At 70.2% G+C, this 17,653-nt stretch carries 16 protein-coding genes and 1 tRNA gene; 9 read left to right on the plus strand and 8 right to left on the minus strand.

Annotation, left to right across the window (positions count from 1 at the left end; genetic code table 11):
* Positions 1 to 61: 61 nt before the first annotated feature.
* Positions 62 to 1,294, minus strand: a complete 1,233-nt coding sequence (locus tag HCT63_RS03460; RefSeq protein WP_167001391.1) for an SGNH/GDSL hydrolase family protein — start codon at positions 1,292 to 1,294, stop codon at positions 62 to 64.
* A gap of 156 nt (positions 1,295 to 1,450) precedes the next feature.
* On the opposite strand from HCT63_RS03460, the gene HCT63_RS03465 reads away from it, so the two are divergent.
* The 7 genes from HCT63_RS03465 (at position 1,451) to HCT63_RS03495 (ending at position 7,421) form a co-directional block, all read left to right on the plus strand.
* Positions 1,451 to 2,116, plus strand: a complete 666-nt coding sequence (locus tag HCT63_RS03465; protein WP_167001392.1) for a hypothetical protein — start codon at positions 1,451 to 1,453, stop codon at positions 2,114 to 2,116.
* The gene (locus HCT63_RS03470) at positions 2,117 to 2,926 is read left to right on the plus strand and encodes an endo alpha-1,4 polygalactosaminidase (RefSeq protein ID WP_167001393.1); all 810 of its coding nucleotides are present in this window, start codon (positions 2,117 to 2,119) and stop codon (positions 2,924 to 2,926) included.
* A gap of 84 nt (positions 2,927 to 3,010) precedes the next feature.
* A tRNA-Lys gene (locus HCT63_RS03475) sits at positions 3,011 to 3,083 on the plus strand.
* Positions 3,084 to 3,186: 103 nt separating this feature from the next.
* Positions 3,187 to 5,280, plus strand: coding sequence for a S8 family serine peptidase (locus tag HCT63_RS03480; RefSeq protein ID WP_167001394.1), 2,094 nt, complete (start codon positions 3,187 to 3,189; stop codon positions 5,278 to 5,280).
* Between the two features lie 245 nt (positions 5,281 to 5,525).
* Positions 5,526 to 5,693 (plus strand): hypothetical protein, encoded by a 168-nt coding sequence (locus tag HCT63_RS03485; protein ID WP_167001395.1) that lies wholly within the window; start codon positions 5,526 to 5,528, stop codon positions 5,691 to 5,693.
* 97 nt (positions 5,694 to 5,790) lie between these two features.
* On the plus strand, positions 5,791 to 6,408 hold the full coding sequence (locus HCT63_RS03490; RefSeq protein ID WP_167001396.1) for a DUF47 family protein: 618 nt from the start codon (positions 5,791 to 5,793) through the stop codon (positions 6,406 to 6,408).
* A gap of 2 nt (positions 6,409 to 6,410) precedes the next feature.
* Positions 6,411 to 7,421, plus strand: a complete 1,011-nt coding sequence (locus HCT63_RS03495) for an inorganic phosphate transporter (RefSeq protein ID WP_279587721.1) — start codon at positions 6,411 to 6,413, stop codon at positions 7,419 to 7,421.
* A 110-nt stretch (positions 7,422 to 7,531) separates the two neighbouring features.
* Here the strand turns inward: HCT63_RS03495 and pstB are convergent, their stop codons facing one another.
* The 5 genes from pstB to HCT63_RS03520 form a co-directional block, all read right to left on the minus strand.
* On the minus strand, positions 7,532 to 8,386 hold the full coding sequence (gene pstB, locus HCT63_RS03500) for a phosphate ABC transporter ATP-binding protein PstB (protein WP_167002297.1): 855 nt from the start codon (positions 8,384 to 8,386) through the stop codon (positions 7,532 to 7,534).
* Between the two features lie 2 nt (positions 8,387 to 8,388).
* A complete protein-coding gene (gene pstA / locus HCT63_RS03505; protein ID WP_167001397.1) occupies positions 8,389 to 9,474 on the minus strand; it encodes a phosphate ABC transporter permease PstA in 1,086 nt (361 codons plus the stop codon).
* A complete protein-coding gene (pstC, locus tag HCT63_RS03510; protein WP_243842865.1) occupies positions 9,471 to 10,436 on the minus strand; it encodes a phosphate ABC transporter permease subunit PstC in 966 nt (321 codons plus the stop codon). Before pstC ends, pstA begins: the two co-directional genes overlap by 4 nt.
* Positions 10,437 to 10,521: 85 nt before the next feature.
* Positions 10,522 to 11,619 carry a phosphate ABC transporter substrate-binding protein PstS gene (pstS, locus tag HCT63_RS03515; RefSeq protein ID WP_208322250.1) on the minus strand — a complete coding sequence of 366 codons (1,098 nt, stop codon included), beginning with the start codon at positions 11,617 to 11,619 and terminating at the stop codon, positions 10,522 to 10,524.
* A gap of 145 nt (positions 11,620 to 11,764) precedes the next feature.
* Positions 11,765 to 12,151, minus strand: a complete 387-nt coding sequence (locus HCT63_RS03520) for a MerR family transcriptional regulator (RefSeq protein ID WP_167001398.1) — start codon at positions 12,149 to 12,151, stop codon at positions 11,765 to 11,767.
* Positions 12,152 to 12,211: 60 nt separating this feature from the next.
* Between HCT63_RS03520 and HCT63_RS03525 the strand changes: the two genes are divergently transcribed.
* The gene (locus tag HCT63_RS03525) at positions 12,212 to 13,483 is read left to right on the plus strand and encodes an MFS transporter (RefSeq protein ID WP_167001399.1); all 1,272 of its coding nucleotides are present in this window, start codon (positions 12,212 to 12,214) and stop codon (positions 13,481 to 13,483) included.
* On the opposite strand, the gene HCT63_RS03530 is transcribed toward HCT63_RS03525, so the two are convergent.
* On the minus strand, positions 13,383 to 14,300 hold the full coding sequence (locus HCT63_RS03530; RefSeq protein WP_167001400.1) for an NUDIX hydrolase: 918 nt from the start codon (positions 14,298 to 14,300) through the stop codon (positions 13,383 to 13,385). The two genes, HCT63_RS03525 and HCT63_RS03530, sit on opposite strands and share 101 nt — an antisense overlap.
* Entirely contained in the window at positions 14,297 to 16,501 is a 2,205-nt protein-coding gene (locus tag HCT63_RS03535; RefSeq protein ID WP_167001401.1) for an RNA degradosome polyphosphate kinase, read from the minus strand. The genes HCT63_RS03530 and HCT63_RS03535 overlap by 4 nt, the downstream gene beginning before the upstream one ends.
* An 85-nt stretch (positions 16,502 to 16,586) precedes the next feature.
* Here HCT63_RS03535 and HCT63_RS03540 point away from each other — a divergent pair, with 85 nt between their 5' ends.
* Positions 16,587 to 17,639 (plus strand): alpha/beta hydrolase, encoded by a 1,053-nt coding sequence (locus HCT63_RS03540; protein WP_243842866.1) that lies wholly within the window; start codon positions 16,587 to 16,589, stop codon positions 17,637 to 17,639.
* The last annotated feature ends 14 nt before the right edge of the window (positions 17,640 to 17,653 follow it).

Raw genomic sequence — 17,653 nt, forward strand, 5'->3', positions numbered from 1 at the left:
GTGTGTGCGGTCGATCGGTGCTCGTACGGAGCGCCGATCGACCGCACAGTCGGCTTCAGGGTCAGCGGCGCTTGACGACCGTGATCCGGATCGGCTTCGACCGGCTCGACTTCGTGGTCTTGGACCCGCCGTACGTCACCGTGATGCGGTGCTTGCCCTTCTTGAGGCGGGGCAGCGTGATCCGCTTGATGCCGCTCGCGCCGACGCGCACCCTCTTGAGCGTGCGCTTGCCGTCCTTGACGACGAGCATGCCGCCGGGCTTGACGCCCCGTGCGGCACGGACGCGGACGCGTACGGCGGCGCGCTTCTTGGTCGTGATGCGGTGCTTGCCGACGAGTTTCGCACTCGTCGTCGTCGCGACCTTCACGACCGGCGCCGGCGCCGGCTTCGGCGGGGTCGGCTTGGGCAGCTGGGGTTTCGGAGCGAGAGCCGTCACGAACGCGTCGGCGATCTTCTGGTGGCCTGTGTCGTTGGCGTGGATGTCGCCGTTGCTGCACATCCACGTCCATCCGCAGACGCGGGCGACGTTGAGCGGGACCTGCTCGGGGTAGCCGGGGAGGTCGACCAGCGTCTTGTCGTTCGACGAGAACGTGCCGGCGACGTCCGCGGTCACGAAGCCGTTCTTGGTGTTCGCCGCCGTGATGGTGTCGTTGAGCGACTGCGCGACACCGACCGAGAGCTCGGCGAGCGCCCTGTTGCCTCCGACCCAACCGGCGAGGAACGGGTTGTAGTACGTCATGCCGAGGTAGCGAGGCTTGGCGCCGCCGGCCTCGCGCAGCGCGGCGTCGATCGCGGACACGTCCGCACCGACCGACTGGATGCGCTTGGTGAGGCAGGTCAGCATGTCGTCGCCGTCGGCTCCTGCGGGCACGCACGGGTGCACGTCGTTGGCGCCGACGCCGACCGAGACGTAGGCGACCTGGCCGGGGTGCTCCTTCAGGAACGTCACCGCGGCTGCCAGCTGCGTGCCTTCGTCGTACGCGCACGCGCCCGGGTTGCCGTTGGCGTGCTTGCCGGTGAGCACCGAGCGTGCGGTGGCGCCGGCGCACCCGAACGCCTCGTGCTCGAGGTAGGGGTCGGACTCCTTGAGCTTCTCGTACAGGCGGCCCGTGTACGCGGTCTCCGGCTCGTCCGCCCGCGAGTCCGGCTGCCAGCCGGTCGCCAGCGAGTCGCCCAGTGAGACGTAGTAGCGGGGGCCGGGGTCTGCGGCGAGCGCAGGCGAGGCGGCTGCCAGTCCGCTGAGGGTCAGGCCGCACGCCGCGAGGACGGCGGCGGCCTTGTGTGCGATGGACACGTGGGTTCTCCCTCCGATAGGTGAGAGCACCTTAGGCGTGTTCGTGGCGTGGGTCACACTCGCCCTCACCCTTCGGCGCTGCTGACCACGTACGCCGCGCTTGTGCCGTTCGCGCGGTACTGTCCTTGAGGCAACCTGTGCGACAAAGGAGCCGGCTTGTCCAGACTCTCGCGTACCGCTGCCCCTGTCACCGCCGTGCTCTGCGGCCTCGTCCTGCTCACCGCTGAGCGTCCGCTCGTGCAGAGCCACGAGGTGCGGTTGGTGTCCACCAGCGTCCCCACCGCCGCCGCGGTGCCCGACGCCACCCCCCTTGCCGCGCCTCGATCGACGAAGATCCAGCGGGAGGTCGGCCGGCGGATCACCGCACTGCTGACGCCTCCGGGGGAGAAGCCTGCCGACGGACTCCCGGTCGGTCTCGACTCGGGCGTGATCGGCGTCATCGGCAGCACGGTGGACGGATACACGCTGGTCGTCACGAGAGGGACGGACGGTGCCGCCCTCGTCTCGAGGCTCACCGCAGATCTTCCGGACAAGGCCAGGCAAGGACTTGAGATCCGCGTCTCCGGACGCACCGCCGACGAGCTCCGCGCAGCGTGGGCTGCCGTGTTCGCGCAACAGTGGCGCACCCTCGCACCCGCGCCCCAGCACGCCGTCGCGGTCGAGCTCGATCCCGAGCGCGAGGCCGTCGTCGTGGTCATCGGCTCTGAGCCGCCAGACGTCGGTCGACTCGACACGCTCCAGCGGCCGTTGCGGGGCGTCGAGCCCGGAGCCGTCGTCATCCAGTACGGGGGAGCAGCCGGCCGCGCGGTCGGCGACGAATAGATGTCAGTCTTCACGACCTTCCGGGCTCGCTCTCTCAAGGCAGCCACGGTGATCCTCATCGCGCTAGGCCTGCTGCTCTCCCTCGTCGTGGCTCCTGTGCAGGCCGCGCCGGAGCCGAAGCCTCTCCCGACCGGCGTGCACGTCGACTACCAGCTCGGCGGGATCCGCAGCGTTCCCTCCAGCGTCGGCATCGTCGTACGCGACCGGAAGGCGAAGCCTCTCGCCGGCCGCTACAACATCTGCTATGTCAACGCCTTCCAGACCCAGAGAAGCGAGCGCAAGTCCTGGCGCCACAAGCGCTGGCACCTCGTGCTGAAGAGGAACGGCAAGGCCGTCAAGGACACCGAGTGGAACGAGTGGCTGCTCGACATCCGGACGGGCGCCAAGCGTGCGAAGCTCGCGAAGGTCATGCGCACCTGGATGAAGGGCTGCGCCCGTGCCGGCTACGACGCCGTCGAGCTCGACAACCTCGACTCCTTCCTTCGAAGCCGCGGCCTCATCAGTCGCAAGCAGGCCGTCGCGTACGCGAAACGCCTCGTGAAGTCCGCACACGCCGTCGGGCTCGCCGTGGGGCAGAAGAACTTCGCCGAGCTCAACGGCAAGAAGATCGGCTTCGACTTCGCCATCGCGGAACAGTGCGGCCAGTGGCGCGAGTGCGCGGCCGACGTGCGCTCGTACGGTCGCCGGGTCATCGCCGTCGAGTATCGGCGCAAGGACTTCCGGTGGACCTGCACGCGCTACGGAGCCATGCTCCCGGTCGTCTACCGCGACCACGCGCTCAAGCCCAAGGGCGTACGCACGTTCTGCTGACACCGCCGTCCTGTGCGGGTCCTCGGCCGTCACTCCCCGACGTCCTGCATACTGACCGCCAGGGGACGGGTGTCCCGATCCCCTGGGCCTCTAGCTCAATTGGCAGAGCAACGGACTTTTAATCCGTGGGTTGTGGGTTCGAGTCCCACGGGGCCTACCGAAGACCCGCGCATGGGCGCAACCTCGCGGATTCGGCCACGCGCGAGAGTTTTGCGGCTTATCTTCTTGGCGACATCCCTCCGCTTGCCAGGAGCCGCACGATGCTGCCCACCTCTCCCTCGCGCCCCCTGCGGCGCCTCGCTCTCGCGGCGACCGCAGTGGCGCTGATCGCTGCCGCCGCGCCTGCGGCGACCGCCGCAGACGATCCGCCGACCACCGGGTCCGGACCGGACGCAGCCGCGAAGACCCGCGCCGCTGCCCAGGTCCACGAAGTGCGCTCCGTCCCGAGCCGCGCCGCGGGCCTCCTCGTCACGTACGACAAGGTGGCGACGACGCGGTCCTCCACCGTCACGGCCGCGGCCCGGAAGGTCGCCAAGGCCGAGGTGGGCGCGCTCGCCCCGGCGACCGTGCCGGTGAGCGCCGACACGAGCGCGATCCGCTTCGCCGAGCCCGCCTCGCTCGCGGACGCGCAGAAGGCGGCCGCAGAGGTTGCTGAGCTGCCTGGCATCGCCTCCGTCGTGCCCGACCGCTACCGGACCATCCGCACCGCCTCTCCGGTGACGCCCAACGACACGTTCTTCGCCGACCAGTGGGCCTTGTGGGACACACGCGACGTCGCCGACGGGGCGGCACTGCCGTCGGGTGGCTACGGAACCCACAACCCGGCGCTCTGGCGTGCGACCCGCGGCTCGTCCTCGGTCGTCGTCGCGGTGCTCGACACCGGACGCACCACGCACCCTGATCTCGACGCCAACACGGTCGCGGGCTTCGACATGATGAGCGAGGGCACCGCTGAGTGGGCGCGTGACGGCGACGGTCGCGACGCGGACCCCGCCGACGAGGGCGACTGGGTGGAGCTCGGGCAATGTGACCTGGACGACGAGTACGACAGCAGCTGGCACGGGACCCACGTCGCGGGCATCGTGGCCGCGGCCTCGGGCAACGCGCGGGGCATCGCCGGCAACGCGCCGGGCGTCAAGGTTCAGCACGTCCGCGTCCTCGGCACGTGTGGCGGGATCGACTCCGACATCCTCGCGGCGATCACCTGGGCATCGGGCGGTGTCGTTCCGGGACTTCCGGTCAACACCACTCCTGCCAAGGTGATCAACATGTCGTTCGGCGGGGCCGGCGGGGCTTGCCCGGCCGTGTGGAACTCGACGATCGCCGCAGCGCGGGCCCGTGGCAGCGTGCTGGTCGCCGCGGCAGGAAACGAGGACCTCGATGCCGCGGAGGTGACACCTGCGAACTGTGCGGGCGTCGTCACGGTCGGCGCGACAGAGGAGTACGGCCAGCGGGCCTCCTACTCCAACTCGGGGCCCACGGTCGACCTGTCGGCGCCGGGCGGGGAGAGCATCCCCGAGATCGGGATGCGCGGCGTGCTCTCGACGCTCAACGACGGCACCACCACCCCCGACAACCCGGCATACGCCGAGTACGACGGCACGAGCATGGCCGTACCGGCGGTCTCCGGCGCCGCCGCGCTGATCGCGTCCCTGGGCACGACCTCTCCGGCGCAGATCGAGAGCGCGTTGCGCGCGGCTGTCCAGCCGTTCCCCCGCTACGGCGGTGACCTCGCGCCCTGGGACTGCACGACCGCGACCTGCGGCACCGGCATCCTCGACCTGGCACGAGTCCCCGTCCGGCGCTCGGCCCCGGCCGTCAGCGGCGCAGTCCGTCCGGGAGCGGTCGTCCGCGCCTCCGCCGGCACCTGGATCGGTGGACCGAGCGGTTTCCGCTACCAGTGGCTGCGCAACGGCGCTCCGATCGCCGGAGCCACGGGCGCCTCGTACCGGGTGCAGGTCGCCGACGTCGGTCGGCGTCTCGCCGTCCGTGTGACCGGCGTCAAGGCGGGCTTCAGCATCCCGACGGCGACCTCCGGGCAGTCCGCGGTCGTGCCCAAGGTCGCCTCGAGCGCGACGCTGGTCGTGAAGCCGAAGAGCACCAGGTACGGCCGGACGCGGGCAACCCTGAAGGCCACCGTCCGGGTCGGCGCAGGCTCCCCGACGGGCACCGTCGTGTTCCGTGACGGTACGAAGGTGCTCAAGAAGGCCAAGGTCCGCGCCGGAAGGGCCTCGTACACGCTCGGCAAGCGCACCCTCAAGAGGGGCAAGCACAAGATCACGGTGACGTTCGTCCCCTCCAGCGGCAGCTACGCCAGCGCGAGATCGAAGGTCGTGTCGCTGCGGGTGCGGTGACGTGAGGGCGGGCGAGGGACCCTCTCGCCCGCCTTCCGAGGGCGGATGTCACGCGAAACTACCTGAGCGGACGACGGATGCAGTTGCCAAACGCCCTCTCAAGAGTCGATCCGCACCGCTCTACCAGGGGGTCAGATGCGAGGTCGGTCGATTTTCCACCGATTCTCGGATCCGTGGCACCTGCCCGCCGAACACCACGTAGCCTGAAGCGGTACAGCCGTCGACCTGGAGCGGAGGAGGCCGTCGTGGCGACACCGGAGCCCTTGGACGTGCGTCTCCGCGATCAGGACGCACTTGACGAGATCGAGATGACGAGCAACCTGATGATCGCCGCGTCGGAGACGCCCGGTCCATTGAGCCAGCAGATCGTCGATGAGATCCTAGGCGTACGCCCTCACCAGGGCTGCGCCTGACGCACTCGCGCGGCCTACACCCAGGGCGTCCTGCGCGCTCTCTAGGGGCAGGACCTACCATTAATGCGGCCTTACCCCACCCTGACGGGAGCTTGTCGTGCGGTTGCGTATCCGACCGACTGAAACATCCTTCTATGACCTCTTCACGGAGCTCGCGAACCACCTCGTGGACGGCGCGAACCTCCTGGCGAAGATGCTGGACGCGTCCTCCGATCGTGATGCTGTCGCCAAGCAACTGAGCGAGGTCGAGCACGCGGCCGACGACACGACACACGCGATCATCAACCGCGTCAACCAGACGTTCGTGACGCCGTTCGACCGTGAGGACATCTACAAGCTCGCCAGCAGCCTCGATGACGTCATGGACTTCATTGAAGAGGCGGGCGACCTGGTCGTCCTCTACGAGCTGGAGTCGATGCCGTCCCGGATGGCCACGATGGTGGAAGTGATCCAGCGAGGCTGCGAGCTCACCGCCGAGGCCATGCCGCGTCTGCGGACGATGACCGACCTGTCCGAGTACTGGATCGAGATCAACCGTCTCGAGAACCAGGCCGACCGTGACTACCGCCGGATCCTCGCCAAACTCTTCTCCGGCGAGTACAAGGCGCTCGAGGTCCTCAAGCTCAAGGACGTCGTCGAGTCCCTCGAGGACGCGGTCGACGCGCTCGAGTCCGTGGCCAACACGGTCGAACAGATCGCAGTCAAGGAGTCCTGAGGGTGGACCTCACCCTGGTCATGGTCGTCCTCGTCATCAGCGTTGCGCTGATCTTCGACTACACCAACGGCTTCCACGATGCGGCCAACGCGATCGCGACGTCAGTGTCCACCCGGGCACTGACACCGCGAATCGCTCTTGTGATGGCCGCGATCATGAACTTCATCGGAGCGTTCCTCGGCACCGAGGTCGCAGACACGGTTGGCAGCATCATCGCCGAAGGCGTCGAGGGCGACGGCAATCACGGCCTCACCGTCGTGCTCTCGGCGCTGGTCGGTGCGATCGTCTGGAACCTCATCACCTGGTACTTCGGGCTTCCGTCGTCCTCGTCCCACGCGCTGATCGGCGGCCTGGTCGGCGCCGGTGTCGCGTCGGCGAGCACCGTCGAGTGGAACACGGTGGTGGACAAGGTCGCCATCCCGATGGTGATCTCGCCGGTGGTCGGCTTCAGCGGCGCGTTCTTGCTCATGCTGGCGATCATGTGGATCTTCCGGCATCGCAACCCGCACCGGACGATGCGCGGGTTCCGGCTCGCGCAGACCGTCTCGGCCGCCGCGATGGCGCTCGGTCACGGTCTCCAGGACGCGCAGAAGACGATGGGCGTCATGTTCCTCGCGCTGCTCGCCGGTGGATACGTGGCAGCCGACGACGGCATCCCACTGTGGGTCAAGGTCGGCGCGGCCACAGCGATCTCGCTCGGGACGTACTCGGGCGGCTGGCGCATCATGCGTACCCTCGGGCGCCGCATCATCCACCTCGACCCGGCTCGCGGCTTCGCAGCCGAGGCGACGGCGGCAGCGGTGCTGTACGTGATGGCGATCGGTCTGCACGCTCCGGTCTCGACGACCCACACGATCACCTCGTCGATCATGGGCGCTGGCGCCACCAAGCGGTTCAGCGCCGTTCGTTGGGGCGTCGCGCGGGGCATCGTGATGGCGTGGATCGTGACGATCCCCGCCGCGGCGCTCGTGGCGGCGGTCACCTACTGGATCTGCGCACTGTTCCTGCCGTAGGGGCCTGTCGACACCCCCGCTGGTCGAGCCTGTCGAGACCACGCACAAAGGCGCCCTCCGACCCACTGGGTCGGAGGACGCCTTTTCGTACGGGGCCAGCGCCGTACGGCCTACCCGAAGCGGCCGGTGATGTAGGCCTCGGTCGAGGGGTTGTCGGGGTTCGAGAAGATCTTGGTCGTCGACCCGGACTCGATGAGCTGCCCGGGCTCGCCGATACCGGCGAGGTTGAAGAACGCCGTCTCGTCGGACACCCGGGCCGCCTGCTGCATGTTGTGGGTGACGATGACGATCGTGTACGTCTCCTTGAGCTGGCCGATCAGGTCCTCGATCGCGCTGGTCGAGATCGGGTCGAGTGCCGAGCACGGCTCATCCATCAGCAGCACCTGCGGCTCCACGGCGATCGCGCGGGCGATGCAGAGCCGCTGCTGCTGGCCGCCCGAGAGCCCGGCACCGGGACGGTTCAGACGGTCCTTGACCTCGTCCCAGAGGTTCGCCCCACGCAGCGAGCGCTCGGTCAGCGCCTCGGCCTCGTCCTTCTTGAGTCGGCCGCCGTTGAGGCGTACGCCGGCGAGGACGTTGTCGCGGATCGACATCGTCGGAAACGGGTTCGGGCGCTGGAAGACCATGCCGATCTCGCGGCGTACGAGCACGGGGTCGACTCCCGGCGCGTACAGGTCGCGTCCGTCGACGCGGACCGTCCCCTCGACGCGGGCGCCGGGGGCGACCTCGTGCATGCGGTTGAGCGAGCGCAGGAACGTCGACTTGCCACATCCCGACGGGCCGATCACGGCCGTCACCGACTGGGCCGGGATCGCGAGCGTCACGCCACGGACGGCGTGGACGTCCCCGTAGTAGATGTCGAGGTCCTCCACGTCGATGCCGATCGCGGCGGGACGGGGGGCGGTGCCGGCGGCCGACGCGCCGGTTGCCGGCGTCGTGGCGGAGTCGCGGAGTACGGATCGCATGCTCATCGCTTGTCCTTGGGAGAGAAGAAGTAGGTCACGAGTCGGGCCACGAGGTTGAGCACCATCACGATCAGCATCAGCACGAGTGCGGCACCCCAGGCCCGTGCGATGGACGGCTCGGGCGGGACTCCCGGGCTCATGATGGAGCTGTAGGTGAACACCGGCAGGGTTGCCATGCGCCCGTCGAACAGGTTGACGTTGGTCGAGTCGGTGATCCCCACCGTGATGAGGAGCGGCGCGGTCTCGCCGATCACGCGCGCGACGGCGAGCGTGATCCCGGTGACCAGACCCGCGAGCGCGGTCGGAAGGACGACCTTCACGATTGCCCGCCAGCGGGGCACACCGAGCGCGTACGCCGCCTCGCGCAGCTCGTTCGGGACGAGCTGGAGCATCTCCTCGCAGGAGCGGACGACGACCGGCGTCATCAGCACGGTCAGCGCGACCGCGCCGGCGAGCCCCATCCGGACCCCCGGTCCGAAGAACACCACGAACAGGGCATACGCGAACAGGCCCGCGACGATCGACGGGATGCCGGTCATGACGTCGACGAGGAAGCGGATCGCCTTGGCGAGACGCCCGTCGCCGCCGTACTCGACGAGGTAGACCGCCGTGAGCAGACCCAGCGGCACCGACATCACCGCGGCGGCTGCGGTGATGAGGACCGTGCCCCAGATCGCGTGGTAGATGCCGCCGCCCTCGCCGACGACGTTGCGCATCGAGTAGCCGAAGAACTCCGCCGAGAGGACCGGCAGCCCGTTCTTGAGCACGGTCCACAGGATCGAGACCAGCGGCACCATCGCCAGCGCGAAGGCGCTCGAGACCCCGATGGTGACCAGCCGGTCGATGGCCTTGCGCCGGCCCTCGATCGCGTACGAGAGGATCGGGAAGCCGATCCCGACCACGGCCCAGCCCGCCAGCAGGGACGGGACGAGGGGGAGGTCGAGACCGGCGTGTAGCGCCGACGCGACGACGACGGCGAGCGCCAGGGCGTACCAGCCGGATCCGCGCGGGAGCTGCGGCTGGTGCCAGCTGCGCAGCCTCGTGGGTGCGGCGTCGCGCTCGGGAGCAGGAGGTGCGGGTGTGGTCATGCGTTGGCTCCCGAGAACTCCTTGCGCCGGTTCACGACGGCGCGCGCGCCGACGTTGACGGCGAAGGTGATGAGGAAGAGCACCAGCCCGGACGCGATCAGCGCGTTCACCGTCAGCCCCGAGGCCTCGTTGAACTGCAGCGCGATGTTGGCCGGGATCGTGCTCGGGTTCGTCGAGCTGATGAGGTTGAAGGTGATGACGCCGGAGGCCGAGAGGACCATCGCGACGGCCATCGTCTCGCCGAGCGCACGCCCGAGGCCGAGCATCGCGCCGCCGATCATCCCGGAGCGGCCGTGCGGCAGGACGACCGTGCGGATCATCTCCCAGCGGGTCGCTCCGAGGGCGAGCGCCGCCTCCTCGAGGAGCACCGGCGTCTGGCGGAAGACCTCGCGCGCGATGGCCGTGATGATCGGCAGGATCATCACGGCGAGCACGATCGCGGCGGTGAGGATGGTGCGACCGGTCGCGGAGGCGGGGCCGCCGAAGAACGGGAGGAACCCGAGGTGCGCCTCGAGCCACTCGTACGGCCCGACGAGCTTGCCGGCGAGGACCCGCATGCCCCACAGACCGAAGACGACCGACGGGACAGCGGCGAGCAGGTCGATGACGTAGCCGAGGGTCTGACCGAACCTGCGGGGGACGTAGTAGGTGACGAACAACGCCACCGCGACCGCGAGCGGCACCGCGATCACGAGCGCCAGCGTCGCGCTCCAGAGCGTGCCGAAGACGAGCGGGAGCACGAACGCCAGGAACGTCTTGCCGCTCTTGACCTCGTCGGGTGAGGCGGTGATCCCCGGCAGGCCTTCGGCGGTCAGGAAGATCGCGACGCCCGCGAGGATCGCAAGGATCGCCAGCGCGGCGCCCTTGGACAGGCCCAGGAACATGCGGTCGCCGAACCTGCCCTTGGCGGCGGCGGGTTCGGCGGTGTCCCGCGGCGGGGACGGGGTGGAGGTGTCGGTCACGAAGCGGTCCTCTGGTGGAGACGGTGGGGAGTGACCTGCGGGCGGCCGTCCGATCCCCCGGTACGGACGGCCGCCCGCAGGAGCATCACTTCGCCGAGATCCCTTCGACGATGTCGGCGATGCGCTCCTCGAGCGCGCTCGTCAACGGGGCGGAGCCGGCGCCCTCGGCGGCAGCCTGCTGGCCGTCGGAGCTGGCGACGTACGAGAGCCAGCCCTTGACGAGGTCGGCCTTGGCCTCGTCGTCGTACTGCAGGCACGCGATCTGGTACGACAGCAGGACGGCGGGATAGACGCCCGACTCGGTCGTGGTGTGGTCGATGTCCATCACGAGGTGCGTGTCGCCGCGGCCTTCCTTCTGCTTCGACGCCTCGAGGATCTTGGCGGCGGCCTCGGGGCTCGGCCCGACGTACTCCTCGCCGACCTTGAGCGACGCGACACCGAGGTCGCCGGCCTGGCTGGCGTCGGCGTACCCGATCGTCCCCTCGCCGCCCTGGACGGTCGCGACGACACCGGACGTGCCCTGCGCGCCCTCGCCGCCCTTGATCGGCCAGGTCTCGACCTCGCCCTCGGTCCAGCTCTGCGGCGCCGCTGCGGCCATGTAGGCGGTGAAGTTCTCGGTCGTGCCCGAGTCGTCTGAGCGGTGGACCGGCGTGATCTTCGACGACGGGAGGGTGGCGTCGGGGTTGTCGGCCTTGATGGCCGCATCGTCCCAGGTGGTGATCGCGCCGGCGAAGATCTTGCCGAGGGTGTCGGCCGACAGCTGCAGGCCGTCGACCCCCGGGAGGTTGTAGATGACGGCGATCGGGCTGACGTACGTCGGGACCTCGATCACGTCGGACCCGCAGCGCTCCTCGGCGGCCGTCAGCTCCTCGTCGTCGAGGTAGGCGTCGGAGCCGGCGAAGTCGGTGCCGCCCGCGATGAACTGCTCGCGTCCGGCGCCTGAGCCTGCCGGGTCGTAGTTGACAGTCACGTCGGGGTTCGCGGTCTGGAAGCCCTGCTTCCACGAGGCGACCGCCGCCTCCTGCGAGCTTGCGCCGGCGCCGTTGAGCGTGCCGCTGAGCGTGCTCTCGGTCGCGTCGTCGGTCGCGTCGGCCTCGTTGCCCGCGCCGCAGGCGGACAGGGTCAGTGCCGCGACAGCGGCCAGTGCCAACGGTGTGGCGACGCGGAGCTTGGTGCGGTTCACGTGCTTTCCCTCTCTGGGAAGTCATGTCGATCTCTGTTGTCGACGCTGACGTTAGGGAGCGCAGGTGAAGCAGCAGTCGGACGAAGGTGAACCGAAGGTGAACGGTGGCCGACGAGTCGGCGCGCGGATGTGACGTACGCCGTGGTCAGGCGGGGTGTGCGGCGCCGACGAGGTCGCCGTGCTCGGTGCGCTCGAGGTAGCGGGTGACGGTGTCGCGGCTCTTGGTCAGGCACGCGATCTTGTCCTCGAGCGCGGTGAGCTCGGCAGACATCATCTCGGCGAACTCGCGGCTGCACGAGGGTGACAGCTCGGCGTCGGCCAGCGCCTCGACGTCGAGCACGATCCGGACGAGGCGGGTCGGCAGCCCGGAGGCGATGAGGCTCCTGACCGTACGGACCCGCTCCACGGAGGCGTCGTCGTACGACCGGTAGCCGTTGGGCTCGCGGTGGGACGTGAGCAGGCCCTGCTCCTCGTAGTAGCGAAGCATGCGGGGTGCGACCCCGGTGGCCTCGGCGAGCTCTCCGACACGCATGGCACGTCCTCTCGGATCGGGCTTGACCTTGACACAGATGTCAAGGTCTACGGTCCCAGCATGACACAGACGATGACAACTCTCCCGGGCATGACCCGCCGTACGTGGGCCGCGCTGCTGACCCTCGCCGGCGCGGCCTTCGCGACCGTGACCGTCGAGCTGCTCCCCGCCGGGCTCTTGCCCTCGATGGCCGACGATCTCGGGGTCTCGCGGGGCAGCATCGGGCTGTTGGTGACGGCGTGGGCGCTGACGGTCGCCGCCCTGAGCCTCCCACTGGAGCGGGCCACCCGCCGCCTGCCTCGTCGTGCGGTGATGCTCGGTGCGGTGGTGGTGAGCGCGGGGGCCGCGGTGCTCGCCGCGCTCGCCCCGGCGTACGGGCTGCTGGTCGTCGCACGGATCGTCGCGGCTGCCGCCCACGGGCTCCTGTGGGCGCTGCTCGTCCCGTACGCGGCCTTGATCGTCGACGAACGGCACCTCGGCAAGGCGGTGTCGGTGGTCCTCGTTGGGCCGACCGCGGCGGGCATCGTGGGTGTACCGCTCGGCACGGCGGCAGCCGAGCTCGTCGGGTGGCGTGTGGTGCTCGTCGGCGCGGGCGTCCTCCTGGCCGTCGCCGCCGTCGCACTCGCGAAGGTGCTTCCTCGTGACACCGCCCCCGCCGCGAGTCCCGAGCCCACGGGCACCGCCTCGGCGGGCCGCGACCGCTCTCTCGTCCGCGTGGCCGTCACCGCGACCTTCAGTGCACTGCTGCTCGTCGGCCACTTCCAGGTGTTCACCTACGTCGGTCCGCTCGTGACGCGGGTGGCCGGCATGGAGCCCTCGGCGCTCGGCGGCGTCCTCGCGCTCTTCGGGGCCACCGGAGCGCTTGGGCTCGCCATCGCCGGACCGCTGTCGGACCGCTACCCGAGGGCCGCCCTCCCGGGGACCGCGATCGCCTTCGCGCTCACCGTGCTCGCCCTCACGGCGCTCGACACCAGCACCGCGGCCGCCCTGGTGGTCATCGCGGTCTGGGGAACGATGATCGGGCTGCTCCCGCCGATCTTCCAGGCGACGGTCATGCGGATCGCCTCGCCGGCGGCCCGCGGCGCCGCCGGGGCGGTCGTCGTCACCGCGCTCAACCTTGGGATCGCTGCGGGTGCCGCCTCCGGGGCCTGGCTGCTGGAGAACCGCGGCGCCGACGCCCTCGCCCCGGTCGCGGGAGTGATGATGACGGTGGCGGCGCTCGGTCTGACGATCAGTGCGGGTCGTGGCGCTCGATCGCGCGGACCTCGCCCCGACGGTGGTGCACCACGACCAGCCCTGCAGCCGGCAAGGGATCGGCGTCGACCGCGCTAGCGTCCACGCCGACCACCTCGAGCATCCGCGGAAGCACGGGGCGGTGGCCGCAGACGACGACCGGTCGCTTGTGGTCGACGGCTTCGGCCATCGCCTCGGCGACCGGTCGCTTCTTTTCGGGACCACCCTCGCGGGGCTCGTCGAGGCGGTGGTCGAGCACGATCGGCCTGTGCAGGGCATCGGCGTACGGACTGAGCGTGGCGGCGCACCGCAGGGCGGCGCTCGAGCGCAGGTGGTGCACCCCGTACGCCGCGAGCAGGGGGCGGAGCCCACGCGCCTCGTTCTTGCCCTCCGCGCTGAGCGGGCGGGCGAGCGGGTCCTTGCGCCATCGCTGGCGTGGCCGGGCGGTCGCGTGCCGGACGACGAGCAGCGTGCGCGCATCGAGAGCCCCGGACGAGAGACGTTCGGCGAAGGCGTCGAGCACGCTGCGGTCGGAGTCGTACGAGAGTCGCTTGGCCGCCTTCGTGAGCGGGACCCACGCGACGCCGTCGATCTCCTTGTTGGGCTCGTACGCGTCGGCGTCGCCGCGCACCGCGGTGGCGGCCCAGTAGGCGACGTTCTTCATCCGGCCCGGCGCATACTCGTACTCGAGCTCGAGGAGCGGCACGCCGAGCCGCGCGGTCACGCCGGTCTCCTCCTCGACCTCGCGCACCGCGGTGACAGGCCGCACCTCGCCCCGCTCGACAGTCCCCTTGGGCACCGTCCAGTCGTCGTGGCGCGGGCGGTGCACCAGCAGGACCTGCAGGTCCGTCGGCGAGCCTCCCGGCGCGGGGCGCCACACCAGGGCGCCGGCCGACCATCGGATCGGCCGGTTCACACGAATCCGCCGACCGCGGGGTGGTCCTTCGCCTCGGCGCGTGCGCGGGCGCGCCGTGCGCGGGTGCGGTCGATCGTCTCCTGCTGGAGGTCGAGGAGAGGCCCCTCGGAGCTCGAGCGCCGGGTCCAGGTGCCGTCGGGCCCGAGGTCCCACGCGTCCGTGGCGGGGTCCATCGCAAGGTCGAGCATCGCCCCGACCTCGGCGATGTGCTCCGGACGCCCGAGCTGCACGAGCACCTCCACGCGCCGGTCGAGGTTGCGGTGCATGAGGTCGGCGGACCCGATCCAGACCTGCGGGTCACCGCCGCCGGCGAACCAGAAGACGCGGCTGTGCTCGAGAAATCTCCCGAGCACGCTGCGGACGACGATGTTCTCGCTCATCCCCGGGACGCCGGGCCGCAGGGCGCAGATGCCGCGGACGAGCATCTGCACCCGCACCCCCGCCTGCGACGCGCGATAAAGGGCGTCGATGACCTCCTCGTCGACGATCGAGTTGACCTTGATCCGGATGTCGGCCGGTCGTCCCGCGCCGTGGTGGTCGATCTCCTGCTCGATGCGTTCGACGATCCCGGGGCGCAGGCGGGCGGGCGCGACGAGGAGCTGGCGGTACGACTCGCGCCGGGAGTAGCCGGACAGGTTGTTGAAGAGGTCCGTCAGGTCGTCGGCGATCTTCGTGTCGGTGGTGAGCAAGCCGTAGTCCTCGTACAGGCGTGCCGTCTTGGGGTTGTAGTTGCCGGTGCCGATGTGGGCGTAGCGGCGCAGCCCGTCGGGCTCGTCCCGTACGACCAGGCACAGCTTGCAGTGGGTCTTGAGCCCGAGCAGCCCGTAGACGACGTGGCAGCCCGCCCGCTCGAGCTTGCGGGCCCACCGGATGTTGGCCTGCTCGTCGAAGCGCGCCTTGATCTCGACCAGCACGAGCACCTGCTTGCCGGCACGGGCGGCGTCGACGAGCGAGTCGATGATCGGCGAGTCACCGGAGGTGCGATAGAGCGTCTGCTTGATCGCGAGCACCTGCGGGTCGGCGGCCGCCTGCTCGACGAAGCGCTGAACGCTCGTGGCGAAGGAGTCGTAGGGGTGGTGGACCAGGACGTCGCGCTCGCGCAGCGCGGCGAACATGTCGACCGGGCTCGCCGACTCCACCTCGGCGAGATCGGGGTGGGTCGTCGGCACGAACGGCTCGTACTGCAGCTCGGGCCGATCGAGGTCGGCGATCTGGTGCAGGCTCGCGAGGTCGAGCGGCGCCGGCAGCGCGAACACCTCGTCGGGGCTGATGTCGAGCTCGGTGACCAGCAGCTCGCGCACGTGCTCGTCCATCGTGTCCTCGACCTCGAGACGCACCGGCGGCCCGAACTTGCGGCGCAGCAGCTCCTGCTCGAGGGCCTTGAGGAGGTTCTCGGCGTCGTCCTCCTCGACCTCGAGGTCCTCGTTGCGGGTCACGCGGAACGAGTGGTGGGCGAGGATCTCCATCCCGGGGAAGAGCGCGTCGAGGTGCGCCGCGATGACCTCCTCGAGCGGGACGAAGCGCTGCGGGCCGACCTCGAGCCAGCGGTCGAAGATCGGCGGGACCTTCACGCGCGCGAAGTGGGACTTGCCAGTGACCGGGTTGCGCATCATGACCGCGAGGTTGAGCGAGAGCCCGGAGATGTACGGGAACGGGTGCGCGGGGTCGACGGCCAGCGGGGTCAGGACGGGGAACACGCGCTCGCGGAAGATCTGCCCCACGCCCTTGCGCTCGTCGGCGTCGAGGTCGTCCCAGTGCAGGAGTGCGATCCCGTGCCCGTCGAGCTCGCGCCGCAGGGTATCGGTGAGCAGCGCGCCCTGGCGCAGCATGAGGTCACGGCTCGTCTCGAGGCTGGCCGACCACACCTCGCGCGGTTGGATGCCGCTGGCGCGACGGGAGGCCAGCCCTGTGGCGATGCGTCGCTTGAGGCCTGCGATGCGGACCATGAAGAACTCGTCGAGGTTGCCGGAGAAGATCGCCGTGAAGCGGATGCGCTCGAGCAGCGGCACCGTCTGGTCCTCGGCGAGCTCGAGCACGCGCTCGTTGAAGGCCAGCCAGGAGAGCTCGCGGTCACTGAACCGGTCGTCGGGCAGGTCTCCCGTGACGGCCTCGTACGGCGGGTCCACATCGAAGGAGTCCGGTGAGCGTGGGTGCTCCTCGGTGGCGGTCGCGACGCTGGTGGTGGCGAGATCTTCGGCCATGACGGCATCGTGCCACGGCAAAGTGACCTACGGGTGACCTACGAACGACCGGCCGCCGAGGGGTGCGATCGGCTACCGTACCGCCGTGACCTCCACCACATCCGTCAAGGGAGCCGCGCTGCGCGCCGCCTTCCGTCTGCCTGCGCCGGTGATCGCCAGGCTCGCCGGTGCGCCGGTCACCCGCCGTCACCGCACCCTCGACCCGCAGATGCGGCTGCTGCTGACCCTGCAGGCGCTCGAGGGGCCGGCCGCGGAGTCCGTGCCGATCCCGCACGGGCGCCGCATCATCCGCGCGAGTGCAGCCATGGCCGGTGGGGCGCTCCCGATCGGCTCGGTGCACGACCGGACGATCGACGGACCCGGCGGGCCGCTCCCGCTGCGTCTCTACGCGCCGCGTGGGGTCACCGGGACGGCGCCGGCGCTCGTGTTCTTCCACGGTGGCGGCTGGATCTACGGCGACCTCGAGAGCCACGACGCGATGTGCCGGTTCCTCGCCGAGCAGGCGGGGGTCCGGGTCGTCGCGGTCGACTACCGCCTCGCGCCCGAGCACCCGTTTCCCGCTGCGCCCGACGACTGCCTCGCGGCGTACGACTGGGTGCTCGTGCACGCCGACGCGCTGGGGATCGACCGGCACCGCGTCGCGGTCGGCGGTGACTCCGCGGGCGGCAACCTCGCGACCGTCGTCGCCCAGCAGGTCGTCGGTCGTACGGAGCAGCCGGCGGGCGTCGTCCCTCCGGCGTACCAGCTGCTGATCTATCCCGCCGTCGACTTCGTCGAGAAGCGTCCGAGTCGTACGGAGATGGAGACCGGGTTCTTCCTCACCGGCGGCTTCATCGACCTCTCGTCCGACAGCTACACCGCGTCCGCGCCGGATCCGGCCGACCCGCGGCTCTCTCCGCTGTACGGCAAGCTCGAGGGTCTGCCGCCGGCCTACGTCGTCACCGCCGGGTTCGACCCGCTGCTCGACGAGGGCGAGGCGTACGCCGAGGCGATGCGCGCCGCCGGTGTCGAGGTGACGTACCTCTGCGAGGACGGGCTGATCCACTCCTTCGCCAACATGGTCGCCCTCGGCACGGCTGCCCCTGCGGCGATGCGCCGCGCGGCTCGCGCACTGCGCCGCGGACTCCACCGGAGCTGAGCATGTTTGGCTCG

The organism is Mumia sp. ZJ430, from assembly GCF_011751845.1.
Taxonomy (GTDB): domain Bacteria; phylum Actinomycetota; class Actinomycetes; order Propionibacteriales; family Nocardioidaceae; genus Mumia.